Raw genomic sequence first — 14,942 nt, 5'->3', positions numbered from 1 at the left:
AACGAACTTATCCCCTTTTGCGCAGATAGAACTCTAGATATTTTTTGGGTCTATCCTGAAACGCACGCTCTTTGCCGTAGTTATAAGCATCGTTAAAATATTTATACGCTTCCTCGAATTGATTCAACTCATAACAGACCATGCCGAGATCGATTAAGGGTGCAGTGTCTATATCCGATCCACGTGTCCGTAATGTCGTCTCTCCCCATTTCTTTGCCTCAGCGTAATCCGCGAGATCAAAACATGCGCTGTACATGCAGGCAGCGATCCAGTTGGCGAGTTCCCATTCGAACTTTGGCTCAGGAAGAGCTTGCCAGGCTTTTTGGTATTGCTCTAAAGCCTCGACGTATTTTTTATCATCGTGAAACTCGTTTCCTTGTTCAACAAAGGAGTTAATTTCAGATTCAATTTTTGGGTTTTCAAGGTCTTTCATGGAACAATGCTCCTTCATTGGAAATATTGTGATTTTTCCTGTGGGCCAATATAACTTTTATTATTAATAGCGAATTTAGTACGCAGGTCCTGATCGAGACAACGTGTTATGAACCATATCAAAGGAATAAAACCAATCATACCAGCCATTTTGTTGAACTGCGAAACTACAGATAACAACCACTTCCTTCGACAAATTTAATGTTAAGTAATAGAAATAAGCCTTTTCAGGCGGTGCAGACAATAATAGCTCTCCGCCCTCTGCATTGAAGATTTTAAAACGGTTGGTAATAGTTCTGGTTCGCTTATCGCAAAGACTAATTGGCGTGCAGGATCGACCATGGCGGCATATAAGCGAGGTGTGTTTAGACTTATAGTTCTTGAAGAGAAGATCCATTCGAGCATGTTTTTTCTCTGGAAAACCTGAAGTCAGCGATCATGTTCGCTCTCAATAAAAATGTTTTTTATACATGGATGATGTTGAATTTTTTGATATTGATGCTTGCTTCACTTTTTAAAACGGCCTCGAGACTCCATTGATGTTTGAGGAATTTTTTATTAAGAAAACAACCTTGAATTTAGTTTTGGATTGAATATTTTATCTGAGAAATAATAAAAATATCATCTGTTTGATTATTGATAACTTTCCTGTCTCTGTAATTATAGTATTTTAAAAGAAAAGAATTGATATATCTCATCACGGACCATAAAAATGCATCAATGTACTAAGGTCATCTCTATCTTGTGCGGTGAGTTCATTTCTCTCCATTTTATCATATTTAAACATTATGCCTTTCATAGGAGGGCCGGACTCATGTTTAATTGCCATGCTCATTAACTCATCGATATCAGATTCTTTTATTAAAGTTCTCTTTAAGAATTCAAAGAGCATTTTCTCTGCATCTTTTCTTTCTAAAAAATACATTTAGATTACTCTACTATTTTTATGTAAAAATCACCAATATAATTAGATGCGCCTTCTTTGTCGCTGACCTATAGTTGCTCATTAAAAATGAAGTCTATACTTTATTTTTTCTATTTTCGATAGAAATTAAAACCTCACAAGCATCTTTTTCACTCACTTGAACTTTTTTAGCCGCATCAATACTCACTTCTTCCTCCTCCTCTTTCATAACCATTCCCCCTGAATAAAACCTAATAAATAAACGCCCTTCTCTCTCGATAAGGATCACTCCATAATTATTAAATATTATTTTATCCATATTACTTCCATCTTTTATTTTTCAATAGTGTGATTTTTAAATAATTTAGCAAAGACTGCGTCAGGGGGTTGTGCGGGATATTCTCAGCAAAATCTTCGAGCGGTGAATATTCTGTAGTGGTGGCGGTTTGCGCCGCGGTTGAATCTGATATCACTGAAATGAACGACGCCGATCGTGAAGATTTCATGCCCGAACCGGGTCTGAACCGCGTGATCCGCGCGGGCCATGAGATGTTCAGCCTGCAAACCTACTTCACCGCGGGCGGAAAGAAGTGCGCGCGTGAACCAACCCTGTCGGTGCGACTGTGCCTCAGGCGGCTGGTAAGATCCACTCCGACTTCGAGAAAGGCTTCATTCGTGCGCAGACTATCGCGTTTGAAGACTTTATCACCTACAAGGGTGAGCAAGGTGCGAAAGAAGCAGGCAAGATGCGTGCGGAAGGGAAAGATTACATCGTTAAAGATGGCGACGTGATGAACTTCTTGTTTAACGTTTGATTTTTTTATTGCGTGGCTAAAACACATTGTTTAAGAGTTCTGTTTTCATGCTGGGTTCAAAAGGAATGATATCGGCAGTCACAAGCTTTAACGCCTGAAAAAGATCCTCGCCTAAGCGCTCTTCAAAAGAGTCAAGAATCTCATATTTAGCGAGAATGACACTGCCGTTTCTTGGGATCCGTCTTCCGGAGGCCAGGATAATTCCCCTTTACGCACACCTTTTTAAACCACTTGTTGGAATTATTTATATAGTATCTCTTTTGCCACCGGCTATTGTTATCATTTTTTGGGCTCATTTGATATTAATACGCAGGGCCTGATCGAGACAATGCGTTACGCTTCATATCATAGGAATAAAACCAATCATGCCAGCCATTTTGTTTTACTGGATAACTACAGACAACGACCACTTCATTTGACAGGTTGAATGTTAAGTAATAAAAAGTCGCGCCTTCAGGAGGTGCAGACCAAAATAGTTTTTCGCCATGAGCATTGAAGATGGTCAAAACGGTTGGTAATGATTTTGGTTCGCTTAATGCAAAGACTAACTGGCGTGTAGGATCGACCATAGCGATATCTAAGCGAGGTATGTTTAGACTTATATTTCTTGAACAGTGAATCCATTCGAGCGCGTTGTTTTCTCTAATGAATCTTAAGTAAGCAATCATACATGTCCTAACTGCATAAAATTATCAACCCTTCTAAATATAAATTATATAAGACCCATGTTGAATGATGCTTGATATAATCGAACAATTTATTACGGGAGTGATGATATTTTTATCCCATCCAAAGATTACTCTCAGGTTGTTACCGAAAACCCTAAAATCTGGAGCCTCATCCCAAAGGCATTTTAAATCACATTTAATATAGCAGAATACTAAACATCATTACTATTAAAAACACCTATTAAATAAGATTCAAAACGAGCGGGTTGTATCTCTTTATAAGTAAAGATGACAAAAATATCATGGATTCCTTTTGAACATTTTTTTTCTGATATCCTTAGTGGGCTTTCTTTGTATCTATAGCCCGGGATTAAACCATCTGATAACTTTACGCCTCGCATCTTACTTACCATTTTTGTTTTTTTGCAGTCCTCAAGCTTATCAAAACTTTTAGAGTTATATAAACCGAAACGAACGACAGCATCACAACATGGACAGGATATTTCTTTTTCGTTCCTTAAGAAGTCATCTTCAAGCCCATCATGGATAAGTTCTTTTCTTTTCTGAAAATTAATTAAAGTCATATTTTCCTCAAAAAACCATTTTCAATTAGTGCTTCGATCGCTTCGGATGTTTCGTATTGGGTTCCTCTGCCCGGTTGCCCAAACCATGGTATAGCAGGACCACTATCTACCGGCAACGGTTTTAGAACTTCATAAACCGAATATGGTTTGTTTAAAGTATTTTGTTGGAGGGCTCTCCCCTCGAAAGATGATCCCGCAGGGGATATAAACGTACCACTATCGCGGAAACCATCTGCATCGGTCCAACCACCGTAGCGGTCAACTTTTGTACCAGGTTTTAGAGTCGTTTTCGTTGCAGTAATAAATCCACGATTAGGAGGCCAGGCACCATCGCCCATAAATTTCTCTAATGCCGCCCAGTCTTGTTTCTTCCATAACGCGTAGGCCTTAGATGCTTGTGTTCTCGAAGAGAACTGACGCTTATTAGATTTTTTCTGAAACTCATTCCAGTCATTTTTACAACGACTCAACCCCCACGGATCCACCCACCCCAGCGCATTTGGCGCATACTGGTAAAGGTTAATCCCTCCCGCCAGCCCTATCGGGTCCTGCTGCGTAAATCGTCCGCAGTCCGGGTCATAATACCGGAACAGATTGTAGTGCAGCCCTGTCTCACGGTCCAGGTATTGCCCCTGCATACGCAGGTTCTGGGAATATCCTGATACCTGCGTCTCGCTTTCCCGCAGCAGTTTGCCCCAGGCGCTGTTCACGCCTTCCCAGCGCACCTGCCCTTCGATATCCGTCATCCGCTCCGGCGTGCCGTTGGGCTGGCAGTGGAACCAGAAGATTTCCGGGGCATCAACGCCGTCAATACGCGCCAGCGGATCGTAGCTGTCCTGATCGCTGTAGACGTAGGTCAGCGGCACATCACCGTGCACTTCCTGCAACAGCCGGAACCCTTCCCATACAAACCGGGTGGTGACTGGCTTGCCGGTCGGCTGCCCAAACAGCATCTGGCGGCGCGTTTTGCTGATGCGGCGCCCGAGCGGGTCATAGCGGAAGCTGACCTGCGTCTGCGGCCTGTTGCGGTCCCGCGGCTGGCTGATGACCTCCGTCAGGTGGTGCTCGCCGCCATAGCGGTAGTGCCAGCGGGTCTGGCCGTTATCCTTCTCCACGGTACGACCGTGGATGTCATAGCGCCAGCGAATGCCGTTGAGCTGCGTCAGGCGGTTGTGCGTGACCTTCTCAGCAGACTCTTCAAGCGATAAAGGTTCTGTAGTGGTAGCGTTTTGGAACGCGGTTGAATCCGATATCGCTGAAATGAACGACGCCGATCGTGAAGATTTCATGGCCGAGCAGGATCTGAACCGCGTGATCCGCGCGGGCCATGAGATGCTCAGCCTGCAAACCTACTTCACCGCGGGCGTAAAAGAAGTGCGTGGACCATCCCTGTGGGTGTGGGTGCGACTGCGCCTCAGGCGGCCGATAAAATCCACACCGATTTCGAGATAGGCTTTATTCGTACACAGACTATCGTGTTTGAAGACTTTATCACCTACAAGGGAGAGCAAGGCGCGAAAGAAACAGGCAAGATGCGTGCGGAAGGCAAAGATTACATCGTTAAAGATGGCGATGTGATGAACTTCTTGTTTAACCTTTGAGTTGTTTTTAATGGGAAAAAAACCCGCTTGGGCGTGGATTTTTTTTTACATGGTAAAGAGAATGATGTCGGCAGTCGCAAATTTTAACGTCTGAAAAGGGTGCTGGTGTAAACGCTCTGCTGGTCAGGCAAGTCTCTCACCTTTAGCAGGTATACCCCTTTGCGTACGCCAGTTTCAGGCACTCTTGTCGCTGTAATTTTAATGTTAAATGTGAATTTAGTACGAAGGTCCTGATCTAGACAACGCGTTACGCTTCATATCCCAAGAATAAAACCAATTATGCCAGCCATTTAGTATTACTGTAAAATTACATACATCAACCACTTCCTTTGACTGGTTTAATGTTAAGTAATAGAAAATAGCACCTTCAGGAGATGCAGACCAAAATAGTTTTTCACCCTGAGCGTTGAAGATGGTCAAAACGGTTGGTAACGGCTTTGTCTCGCTTAATACAAACACAAATTGGCGTATTGAATCGACCATTGCATTGTCTAAAAATGGTTTGCCGAAAATATATTTTATCATTTAGCGATCAAAACGCTTCTATGATCAGTTTCATTTTTTATCCAGAAAATTTCATCTTGAGGTAACGATCCATTACTGCAAAAATCAACAAGTTCACCTTGCCAACCATCAGGAACATATTCTTGATAATACATAGTCTCAACATATTCCGAATATAATCTTTTATTATCAAAGTCTATAAATAAATCCGGCATAAGTTCATATATATCCCACCAAATTGTTTTTTGCGAAAGCCTTTTATAAAACTTCTCAGCAATGTCATCCTTATCGTATGAATAGCCATCTTTAATTAAATCATCAATGAATATCTGCGCGTTTTCTTCATTTACAACTGGTATGTCATATCTTTCCTTATGGGTATTCTGTAGGTTTATTTTCACCCCACTTTTCACAAAATCCTCTACCCATTTTACTCTGTCTAAGACCCACATTTCCTTGAACGCAACGAACCAATAAAATCTTCCTTCATACTTAACTATCACAAGGAGTTCGTCATCTTTATTGATATTCATATAGTAACCTATCTTACATTCCCGGAGCCTGGAATCGCTACTTCTTCAAGCCATTCTGCCCATATTGATGGTAATTCATACGACCTACCTGGCGTAGTCGGATCCACGCGTAATGTTTGATTTTTTTATAGAGTAACGAACTTATCCCTTTTGCGCAGATAAAACTCTAGATATTTTTTAGGTCTATCCTGAAACGCACGCTCTTTGCCGTAGTTATAAGCATCGTTAAAATATTTATACGCTTCCTCGAATTGATTGTACTCCTAAAAGACCATGCCGTGATCGATTAAGGATGCCGTTACTATACCCGATCCACTGGTCCGCATTGTCGTCTTCCCCCATTTCTTTGCCTCAGCATAGTAGTGAGAACAAAATAAACACTATACATGCAGGCAGAAAACCGGTTTGGCTCCCATTCGAACTTTCGCTCAGGGAGAGCTTGCCAGTTTTTTTGGTATTGCTCTAAAGTCACGGCATATTTTTTATCATCGTGAAACTTCAACAAAGGAGATAATTTCAGATTCAATTTTAGGGTTTGCAAGGCCTTTCATGGAACAATGTTTCTTGATTGGGAATTCTGGCATTGTTCATACGCAAGCCTTGTTGGAGTCTGCTGCGCTACCCTATAATTCTCCATTTATACTAAATTTTAATCTTTCCATTCTATGTATATACCGCAATCAAAGGATCTTTCATTTGATTGCACTGTTAGCTCACCCCATTCAAAGTTCCATGTAACTCCATAAGGGGGGGTACTTATCTTTACCATTTTCTCTTTGGAAAGTTTATTTTGAATCCAGTCTGTCAGTCTTCTTTCTTCATCTTTAAGGTTTTTTAACGATGCTCTAAGTTCCCAATCTTTAAGTGTTTGATAGAAGTCCCCATCTTTACTTGTAAGAAAAAGAGATGAATTAAATGAAAAAACAGCTGGTCTAAACTCCACAATAAAGTTCTGCCCTTCCCATTCAATATCATCTTTCGCAAAATAAAATTTACCTATCCTAGTGAATTCAGAATGGGCTTTGTAAAATTCAGAAGAAGTAAAATTTTCAAAAGAACTAAGTTCAATCGAGTAGCCATCAATTTTAATGCTTCCATCTTTAAAATTTAATGTCATTTTTTTCATATATCTATCACCTTGCCAGGAATTAATTTACTACGTGCTTCTTCAGGTATATAGAATTGCATCCCTCCACCTTTTCCGTATTGCGGATTCGCATTAGCACGACCACTAGCAACAAATATATCCTCAGAAACATAATATGCCCTAACCTTTGTTCGCAATGGGAAATCTGGATTAAGTTTCACCTGTAACGCTTCATGATATCCTAATGAATCACCTTTATATTGCCTAACTGTAGGATGAGTTACGGTATATGAAGGTAACTGATCACCATTTGGATGTAATGCATAAAGGACTGTTCCTTTTTTAAGCGTTCTGTTCGAGTAACTATCGATTCCTTTATAGTCTTTATTATGAGGGCCTTGCCATTGAGTCGCTTCTTTAGAAGGATCCTTACATTTTCGGCTCAACCCCCACGGATCCACCCACCCCAGCGCGTTCGGCGCATACTGGTAAAGGTTTATCCCTCCCGCCAGCCCTATCGGGTCCTGCTGCGTAAACCTTCCGCAGTCCGGGTCATAATACCGGAACAGATTGTAGTGCAGCCCTGTCTCACGATCCAGGTATTGCCCCTGCATACGCAGGTTCTGAGAATATCCTGATACCTGCGTCTCGCTTTCCCGCAGCAGCTTGCCCCAGGCGCTGCTCACCCCTTCCCAGCGTACCTGCCCTTCGATATCCGTCATCCGCTCCGGCGTGCCGTTGGGCTGGCAGTGGAACCAGAAGATCTCCGGGGCATCAACGCCGTCAATACGTGCCAGCGGATCGTAGCTGTCCTGATCGCTATAGACGTAGGTCAGCGGCACATCCCCGTGCACCTCCTGCAACAGCCGGAACCCTTCCCAGACAAACCGGGTGGTGACTGGGTTACCGGTTGGCTGTCCGCCCACCATCTGGCGACGCGTTTTGCTGATGCGTCGTCCGAGTGGGTCATAGCGGAAGCTGACCTGCGTCTGCGGCCTGTTGCGGTCCCTCGGCTGGCTGATGACCTCCGTCAGGCGGTGCTCGCCGTCGTAGCGGTAGTGCCAGCGGGTCTGGCCGTTATCCTTCTCCACGGTGCGGCCGTGGATGTCATAGCGCCAGCGAATGCCGTTGAGGTGCGTCAGACGGTTGTGCGTGACCTTCTCAGCAGAGCCTTCGAGCGGGTTACCGGCAGCATCCCAGCGCCACTGCTCCTGGCCGGGCAGCGTGCCGTCCTGAACCAGCAGACGTCCGGCGCTGTCGTACTGCCAGCGGTACCAGCTGAACGGGTTATCGTCCCGCTCTTCGCGGACCAGGTTATTGCGATAGTCGTAATCCCAGCGGCGGGACCAGCGGCGCGGCGACGGGCGCTGGGCATTGCCGGTAAAAACGTCCCGGCGATGCAGTCGGCCAAGGCGGTCGTATTCGCTGCGGGTGGTTAGCAGCCCCTGCGTACGGCTGGTTTCACGGTGAAGTTCGTCGCGGGTAAAGTCGGAGACCGACAGTTTATCAAGGGCAATGCTGAGCAGATGCCCGCTGCCGTAGTAGAACTGTTTCAGCTCCCGACCATCGGGCAGCGTGACGGAGGTGCGGTTACCCAGCGCGTCATACTCCCACGCCAGCTCCCCGTGCTCGCCCGTTTCGCGCGTGACGCGCCCGAGCGCGTCATACTCAAACACAAGCTCCTGCTCGGCCTCGGCACTCCAGGCATCGGCTGAAAGCGCGGGATGCAGCCCAATCCGGCTCAGAAGGCCGGACGGGGTGTAGTGGTAGCGGGTCTGCCCCTCCGGCGTGGTGCGGGCGACCAGCTGGCCGCTCGCGCTCCAGGCGAAGGCATGGGTAATGGCCTCCGGATGTCCGGCGGCAAAGGTGCGCGCTATCGTACGCCCGCAGGCATCGTAGCGATACTGCGAGGCCACGCCATCCAGCCCCACCTCTTCCAGCAGCAGCGAGTCTGCGCCCCAGCGGAACTGATACGCTTCGCCGTTTTCGTTTTCCAGGGCAATCAGACGCCCGCGGCTGTCCCAGCGGCGGCGCACCTCTTCACCCTGCGTATTACGGGTGGCGGTTAAGCGCCCTGCCTCGTCGTATCTGAACTCGCTCTCTTTCCCGTCGGCGCCCGCATGCTTCACCGGCAGGCCACGTTCGTTCCATTTGAGCGACTCGGTCCAGCCTTCTGGTCGGTCGAGCTGCACCGGACGCCCCGCGGCGTCGTAGCGGTAACGCGTCTCTTCGCCGTCGGCGCTTATCTCAGCCACCAGCCAGCCCAGCGGATGATAACGGTATTGTGTCACTCGGCCCGAACAGTCCGTCGCACGCACCATCTGCCCGGCCTCGTTGTACTCCTGGTAACGGCTGTTCCCGGCGGCATCGACTTCTTCCACAACCTGACCAAACTCGTCCCGACGCAGCAGCGTGGTCTGCCCCATCGGATCCACCACGCGTTTTAGTCCGTGATGTTCGTCATACCGGAAACGGGTGGCGCTACCGTCAGCTTCGATGATGGACGCCGGAAGCGCACGGTGCTCCAGCCAGGTGGTGGTGCGGGTATTGCCGTCGGCGTCGATCTCCTGCACCCGGTTGCCCATGTCGTCATAGACGAAGGTAGCGGCATTACCCAACGGATCGATGCGACGCGTGAGGAGTTCGTTGTCATCCCACTCGTAGCGCCAGTTCTCACCGCGCTCGTCAACGTAGCGAACAATCAGGTTTTGCGCGTTCCAGTAATGCTTTCGCGTCTGACCGTCGTAGTGATCGACGGTCGTCAGCCCGGCGGCTAAATCGTAGCTAAAGCGACAGCCATCGCCAGTGCTGGTGCGGTTTTCCACCACGCGCCAGTGGTCGAATTTTTGCCAGCGGTATTCGCTCTCCAGCCCGCCCGGCAGACGGTGCCAGACCATCAGGCCGTGGTCGTTATAGCGGTATTCACGGGTTACCACGCCGGAGGCATCCGTTGCGCTGGCCAGCTGGCCGCGCGCATCGTAGCCCCACTGCATCAGCGGCCATGTCTGGTTGCCGTCGAAATGGCTGGCAGCGGTGACGCGCTGCGGGAAACGTTCATCGTCATAGCGCAGGGTGACATCGATCGCCCGCGGCTCATCATGGATACCAATCAGCCTGCCGTGTTCATCCCACTCCGTCAGCAACGCGTTGCCGTATTCGTCGCTGAGGGAGGCCAGACGCAGGATGGAGGGGTTAGCGCGGGTCGGTTTATACAGACGCCACACCGCGCCGTCATCGTCAGCTATCGCCACGTCGCCGCTCTCATTGCGGCGGATAATGATGCCTTCGCTGATGCTGTAAAACGCGCGGTCGACCGGCGGCAGTTCAAAGCTCAGCTCGCGCCCGGTTTCATCGAACCAGGTGGCATTGTTTTCTTCCAGCGTCAGATAGCTGTCAAAGGTGGTAGCCCAGCCCAGACCGAAAAGCCCTTCGCGGGTGGTCAGGCTGTTGTAGCTGCGCTGCCAGCGCAGCGGAAAGCGCCCTGGCAGCGAGAAATCGAGTTCGTCGTCGTCATTCAGCACCTTCACGCCGGTAGCGGCGTGAACCGGGTGCGAGGAGCCGAACACGGCGTTGACAGCCATATCCGCCAGCATCCCGCCACCGGCAGCAGCCAGCGCGCAGGGCATGTTTTTCAGGATCTTGCCTGGCCGCCCGCGCAGCAGGGAGAGCGCAATCATCCCCAGCGCCAGACCCGGCGTTTTACCGCTTTTGATATCGCGGACCGTGAGCGTGTCGCCGCCTATGATCACGTTCGGGGAGACGTCGTCGGAAACGGTGCCCTCGCAGGTGGTGCGATCTTTTGCGCGCACCGCAGGCTGTCCGTTGATGAAGACGCTTTTCGAGCCTTCCGCCAGATACTGCGGCCCGGAGTGTTTATCACACGCCACCTTGTCTTCTTCCAGCGGCGAGGTCCCCGCGGCGGCAGAGGCGACGCTGGGCTGCCACATCTCGCTGCCGAACTGTCCGGCAGCGGAGAGCAGCATGCCCGCATAGTCGGCAAAGCTGCCCGGCGACTGAGGCTCCGGGGACGGGGTATCGGCAGGCGTTAACGTCCCGGCTGCGCGTGCAGCGGGAAGTTTATTTGTCAGAACGTTGCTCGAACCGGTGGTGATTTTGCCCGCGGGCGACGGCGGGAAAAGCGCGTTACCCAGCCCTTCAGCGGCGTTGCTGATATCGTCGGTGATCCCGGCGACGTTCGCCAGAACCCCGCCGATAATGCCGCTCAACAGACAGCTGGATCCAATTGCCGCCACGCCTGCTGCTGCGGCCCCGGCTCCCAGCAGTGGGGCCGCGACGGTCGCTGCCGCGCCCACCGCCGCGCCAATCACCGCATAGGCAGCGCCTTCCGCCACAATGCTGGTAATATCAGCAAAAATGCTGGAGTGAATAATCTCGTCGCCCTTACGGGCCGCGTTGTTATCGCTCATGCCTTACACATTCCGGTTGTCGTTTAGCGTCAGACTCTGCTTCAGTGCGCTCCAGCGCGCCTCGTCCTCTTCCGTAAAGGCTTTTAAGGCCGAGAGGGTAAAAATCATCAGTACCGGTTTGCCTGGCGTCTGCACGGCCAGCTGTTTTTGCCACAGGCGCTGGCCGTTACGGTCAAAGGTGGTCTCAACTTCAACCCCATCAATGTTGCTGGCAGACCCGGCTTTTACGTGCTGAAATTCGCTCTGGGCGATCTCACCCATCTGAGGACGCAGCACGTCCCACTGGCGGTGAAACTCTTGTTCGTAGTCGCTGCCATCCGGGATAACGCCGCGGCTGACCACCACGGACAGCCCGCTTTCGTCATCGCGAATGATGTTCATGCTGTTGTCCTGCCAGGCGGCAGGAAAAAGGGTAAAGGAACCTTCCTGGAGGGTGTATTTCATCGGTGAACTCGCGTCTAAAATTGCTAAAGGGTTTTACGTGCCGCCACGGACAACCCGGCGGCAGACAGAAAGCGGTTACTCTTCCGGGGGCGTAAATTTCTCCTGCACCGCCGCATCAATATCCCCTTTATGCCCTGACCCCGGCGCCGTTGTGCCCGGTTGGGTGCCCGACGTATTCAGGTGCAGCTTGCCGCCCGTGGTGATATAGCCGTCCCCTTCAACGAAGAAGTTGAACTCTTTGCCGATCAGGTTAATTTTGCCGTTAGCGTTAAGCTCAATAGCGCTCTCGCCCGAGACCAGCCGCAGCTTCGTCCCGGAAGCAATAACATACTGCTCTACCGCCGCATCCAGCTTGCCTTTACCCGTCAGGATCTCGGTTCCGCCTTTCACGGCCTGGATCTGATTAGCCTCCACGCGATGCAGCTCATTTTTCTTCACGTAATGGCTGCGCGCGCCGCCAACGCTGTGCGTTTCATCATTCTTGACGCTGGTGTCCATGTTGCGCTCAGCCTGGATCCACACCTGCTCTGCACCCGCCTTGTCCTCAAAGCGCAGGGCGTTGGCGTTGTCCACTGAACCGTCTTTCGTGCGGCTCATAAAGCCCATCTGCGTCGCGGCAGCCGGCAGCGCCCACGGCGGCATGCTTGCTTCGTTATAGACACGACCAGTGATAATCGGACGGTCCGGGTCGCCGTTGATAAAGTCCACCACCACCTCATCGCCGACGCGCGGGATTTGCACCCCGCCGTAGCCCTGGCCCGCCCAGGCGCTCGACACGCGCACCCAGCAGGAGCTGGTGTCATCGCCCTTCGCCAGACGGTCCCAGTGGAACTTCACCTTCACGCGGCCATATTTGTCCGTCCAGATACTCTCCCCCTGCGGTCCCACGACTTTCGCCGTCTGCGGGCCGTAGGTGCGCGGCCACGCCGTGCTCTGCGCCGGACGGTAGGACACCGACGCCGGGATAACGGTGAAATCGGTGCGGTGAATGGTTTCCCCCTCACCGCTCGCGTAGCGGTTCTCCTCGAAGTGGTAACCCGCCGCCGTCACCAGATACTCGCCGTTGTCACTGAAGAACGGCGCGTTGGTCAGGGTAAAGATGTGGCCCGGCGCAATGCCCGCCGCCGTGGCCGTCGCCTGAATCTGCTGATGCTCCACCTGCCAGCGCTCCTGACGGATTCGGGCGTAGAACTCCGCATGCCCTGTCTCCACAAAGCGGCCCGGCCAGTCGTACACGTCGATGCTGCCCGGTTTCGGTGACGCCGGGTTCTGCTGCGCCTGGAAAAGCCACGCGTTCGGCTTGCGGAAGTCATAGTCGTCGAGGCTGTAAATCCCCGGCGTGACGCTGTCCTCCAGCGCCCACTGGCTGATGCCCTCTTCATCCGTACTGCCGCCGGACGGCGTCTGATGGTAAGGAATGACCTCATAGCCGCTGAACGGCTGGTGCTGCGTCGCGGCGTCGGTCAGTACCAGGGTATGCTTGTCCGCCTCGTGGCTGAAGTAGTACGCAATCCCCTCCAGCTCCATCAGACGGCTGATGAAATCGAGGCTCGACTCCTGATACTGCACGCAGTAGTCCCACACCCGGTAGCTGCCGGTGAGTTTGTCTTCGAGGTTGACCTGATGCTCACCCAGCAGGGTTTTGACAATCTGCGGTACCGTCTGGCCCTGGAAGATACGCAGGTTACGGTCGCGCTTCATCGGCCACAGGTCCGGCTCCACCGTCAGCTGGTACACCGCGTAGCGGGTGCCCGTCAGCTCCACGGCGCTCACCGCCACGCGCGTCACCTTGCCGTTGATATAGCGGGGGGTGAGCAGGTTCTGCGTGGGGATGGTCACCGTGACCGGCTGGCCCAGCAGCTTGCTGCGGTCAATGCGCGCGTCCGTACCAAGCAGGGTCAGCGTCAGCGCGAACGACTCGGACATCGCTTCGCGGCCGGAGAGTTTCCAGAAAAGCAGCCCCTCAACCGGGAGCTGGACGGTAATTCGGTTGAGCATAATCTTTATTCCGTAATGGTTTATGCTGGGAACGTTTATGAACGTAAAGCTAATTTCGACGAGATGGATTTGGATTGATGCAATGCTGGGTTGATTTGTCTGAAGGTACGAACTTTCGTATTTATAAATCCAAAGAGTGCAGGCTTATGGAAACTCCGGAAAAAACCTTATCTCTGGCTTTCATGAAAGTTGAGCAATCACTTAACCGGCGCAGGTGGCCACACGCCCCCTTTCTGAATAAGTTTCTCTTTTATTTCGTTTAACTTCTCGTATTGCTCGCTGCCTCGATCAAGTCCACTCAGCGCGTCCGCAAGCGCATTGCTCATTGACCAGCCATTTTTAGCCTTAACTGACGGGTCCGCTCCACGATCGAGCAGTAACAAGACATGATCGTAAGCCTGGTTATCCAGCGCATCAAACACCAGCGTTTTACCCAGTGAATTGGTTGCATTGACGTCAGCTCCGCTATCGAGCATGGCTTCCAGCGTCTCTGTATTTTTCGCTTTTAGCGACTGGAAGATGATGGGTTCGTGGAAGACCTTATCTTTCACATTGGGCGAAAGGCCACCGTCCAGCATAGCGTTGATCCAGTCTGCGCTATCCCCCTTCAGGGCAAATTCGGCAGGGCTGCTTTTTCCCTGCGGTCGAGGCTGGAGCGGATCTGCGCCGGCCTTAACAAGCAACGTAATCACCTTTAAATGGGGCGATGTTTTTTTATCATTAATCGCGTTGCCGATGGCCCAAAAAAGCAGGGTCATATCCTGCTTTCCCGGTTTATTAAGATCGCTTTCTGGTGCAAGCGTCTTCACCGCGTCGACATCGCCTTCTTCAATCGCTTTCGCCAGTTCAAGCTGCTGACCGCTGAAGTAGTCCTGTGGATTAAGGTCCATATCCTGCTTACACCCCTGAATCATGAATAAAAAACATAACGCGACAAAAGCCATC

At 50.6% G+C, this 14,942-nt stretch carries 11 protein-coding genes and 3 pseudogenes; 2 read left to right on the top strand and 12 right to left on the bottom strand.

The window, feature by feature from the left end; translation table 11 throughout:
* Window positions 1-7 precede the first annotated feature (7 nt).
* The 3 genes from ACOTYH_RS07305 to ACOTYH_RS07295 all read right to left on the bottom strand — a co-directional run bounded on the left by ACOTYH_RS07305 (window position 8) and on the right by ACOTYH_RS07295 (window position 1,655).
* Window positions 8-433 (bottom strand): tetratricopeptide repeat protein, encoded by a 426-nt coding sequence (locus ACOTYH_RS07305; RefSeq protein WP_047735509.1) that lies wholly within the window; start codon window positions 431-433, stop codon window positions 8-10.
* A 696-nt stretch (window positions 434-1,129) separates the two neighbouring features.
* Window positions 1,130-1,357 (bottom strand): hypothetical protein, encoded by a 228-nt coding sequence (locus ACOTYH_RS07300; protein WP_006812592.1) that lies wholly within the window; start codon window positions 1,355-1,357, stop codon window positions 1,130-1,132.
* Window positions 1,358-1,451: 94 nt separating this feature from the next.
* Window positions 1,452-1,655 (bottom strand): hypothetical protein, encoded by a 204-nt coding sequence (locus tag ACOTYH_RS07295; protein WP_032653883.1) that lies wholly within the window; start codon window positions 1,653-1,655, stop codon window positions 1,452-1,454.
* A gap of 104 nt (window positions 1,656-1,759) precedes the next feature.
* Between ACOTYH_RS07295 and ACOTYH_RS07290 the strand changes: the two are divergent.
* Window positions 1,760-2,151, top strand: a pseudogene (locus tag ACOTYH_RS07290) (DUF933 domain-containing protein); the annotation flags it as partial.
* 302 nt (window positions 2,152-2,453) lie between these two features.
* Here ACOTYH_RS07290 and ACOTYH_RS07285 read toward each other — a convergent pair.
* The 3 genes and pseudogenes from ACOTYH_RS07285 to ACOTYH_RS07275 form a co-directional block, all read right to left on the bottom strand.
* Window positions 2,454-2,819 carry a hypothetical protein gene (locus ACOTYH_RS07285; protein ID WP_071992880.1) on the bottom strand — a complete coding sequence of 122 codons (366 nt, stop codon included), beginning with the start codon at window positions 2,817-2,819 and terminating at the stop codon, window positions 2,454-2,456.
* 212 nt (window positions 2,820-3,031) lie between these two features.
* On the bottom strand, window positions 3,032-3,403 hold the full coding sequence (locus ACOTYH_RS07280; RefSeq protein WP_421637643.1) for a hypothetical protein: 372 nt from the start codon (window positions 3,401-3,403) through the stop codon (window positions 3,032-3,034).
* Window positions 3,400-4,605: pseudogene (locus ACOTYH_RS07275) on the bottom strand (glycohydrolase toxin TNT-related protein); the annotation flags it as partial. The gene ACOTYH_RS07280 and the pseudogene ACOTYH_RS07275, both read right to left, overlap by 4 nt.
* On the opposite strand from ACOTYH_RS07275, the pseudogene ACOTYH_RS07270 reads away from it, so the two are divergent.
* Window positions 4,601-5,004: pseudogene (locus tag ACOTYH_RS07270) on the top strand (DUF933 domain-containing protein); the annotation flags it as partial. The pseudogenes ACOTYH_RS07275 and ACOTYH_RS07270 sit on opposite strands and share 5 nt — an antisense overlap.
* Window positions 5,005-5,525: 521 nt before the next feature.
* Here the strand turns inward: ACOTYH_RS07270 and ACOTYH_RS07265 are convergent.
* The 6 genes from ACOTYH_RS07265 to ACOTYH_RS07240 all read right to left on the bottom strand — a co-directional run bounded on the left by ACOTYH_RS07265 (window position 5,526) and on the right by ACOTYH_RS07240 (window position 14,941).
* Complete coding sequence (locus ACOTYH_RS07265) at window positions 5,526-6,041, bottom strand: hypothetical protein (protein ID WP_058688658.1); 516 nt, start codon at window positions 6,039-6,041, stop codon at window positions 5,526-5,528.
* A 649-nt stretch (window positions 6,042-6,690) separates the two neighbouring features.
* A complete protein-coding gene (locus ACOTYH_RS07260; protein ID WP_015570344.1) occupies window positions 6,691-7,167 on the bottom strand; it encodes a hypothetical protein in 477 nt (158 codons plus the stop codon).
* Entirely contained in the window at window positions 7,164-11,555 is a 4,392-nt protein-coding gene (locus ACOTYH_RS07255; protein WP_421637642.1) for an RHS repeat-associated core domain-containing protein, read from the bottom strand. The genes ACOTYH_RS07260 and ACOTYH_RS07255 overlap by 4 nt, the downstream gene beginning before the upstream one ends.
* 3 nt (window positions 11,556-11,558) lie before the next feature.
* Entirely contained in the window at window positions 11,559-11,999 is a 441-nt protein-coding gene (locus tag ACOTYH_RS07250; protein WP_421637641.1) for a DcrB-related protein, read from the bottom strand.
* 75 nt (window positions 12,000-12,074) lie between these two features.
* Window positions 12,075-13,997, bottom strand: coding sequence for a type VI secretion system Vgr family protein (locus ACOTYH_RS07245; RefSeq protein WP_017693289.1), 1,923 nt, complete (start codon window positions 13,995-13,997; stop codon window positions 12,075-12,077).
* Between the two features lie 197 nt (window positions 13,998-14,194).
* Window positions 14,195-14,941, bottom strand: a complete 747-nt coding sequence (locus ACOTYH_RS07240; protein WP_032103586.1) for an ankyrin repeat domain-containing protein — start codon at window positions 14,939-14,941, stop codon at window positions 14,195-14,197.
* Between the last annotated feature and the right edge of the window lies 1 nt (window position 14,942).

Origin of the sequence: Enterobacter cloacae complex sp. SHL001, assembly GCF_049236825.1 — a bacterium.
Taxonomy (GTDB): domain Bacteria; phylum Pseudomonadota; class Gammaproteobacteria; order Enterobacterales; family Enterobacteriaceae; genus Enterobacter; species Enterobacter hormaechei_C.
Note: the sequence above shows the minus strand (reverse complement) of the source record. Positions and strands in the feature narration are given on the sequence as shown.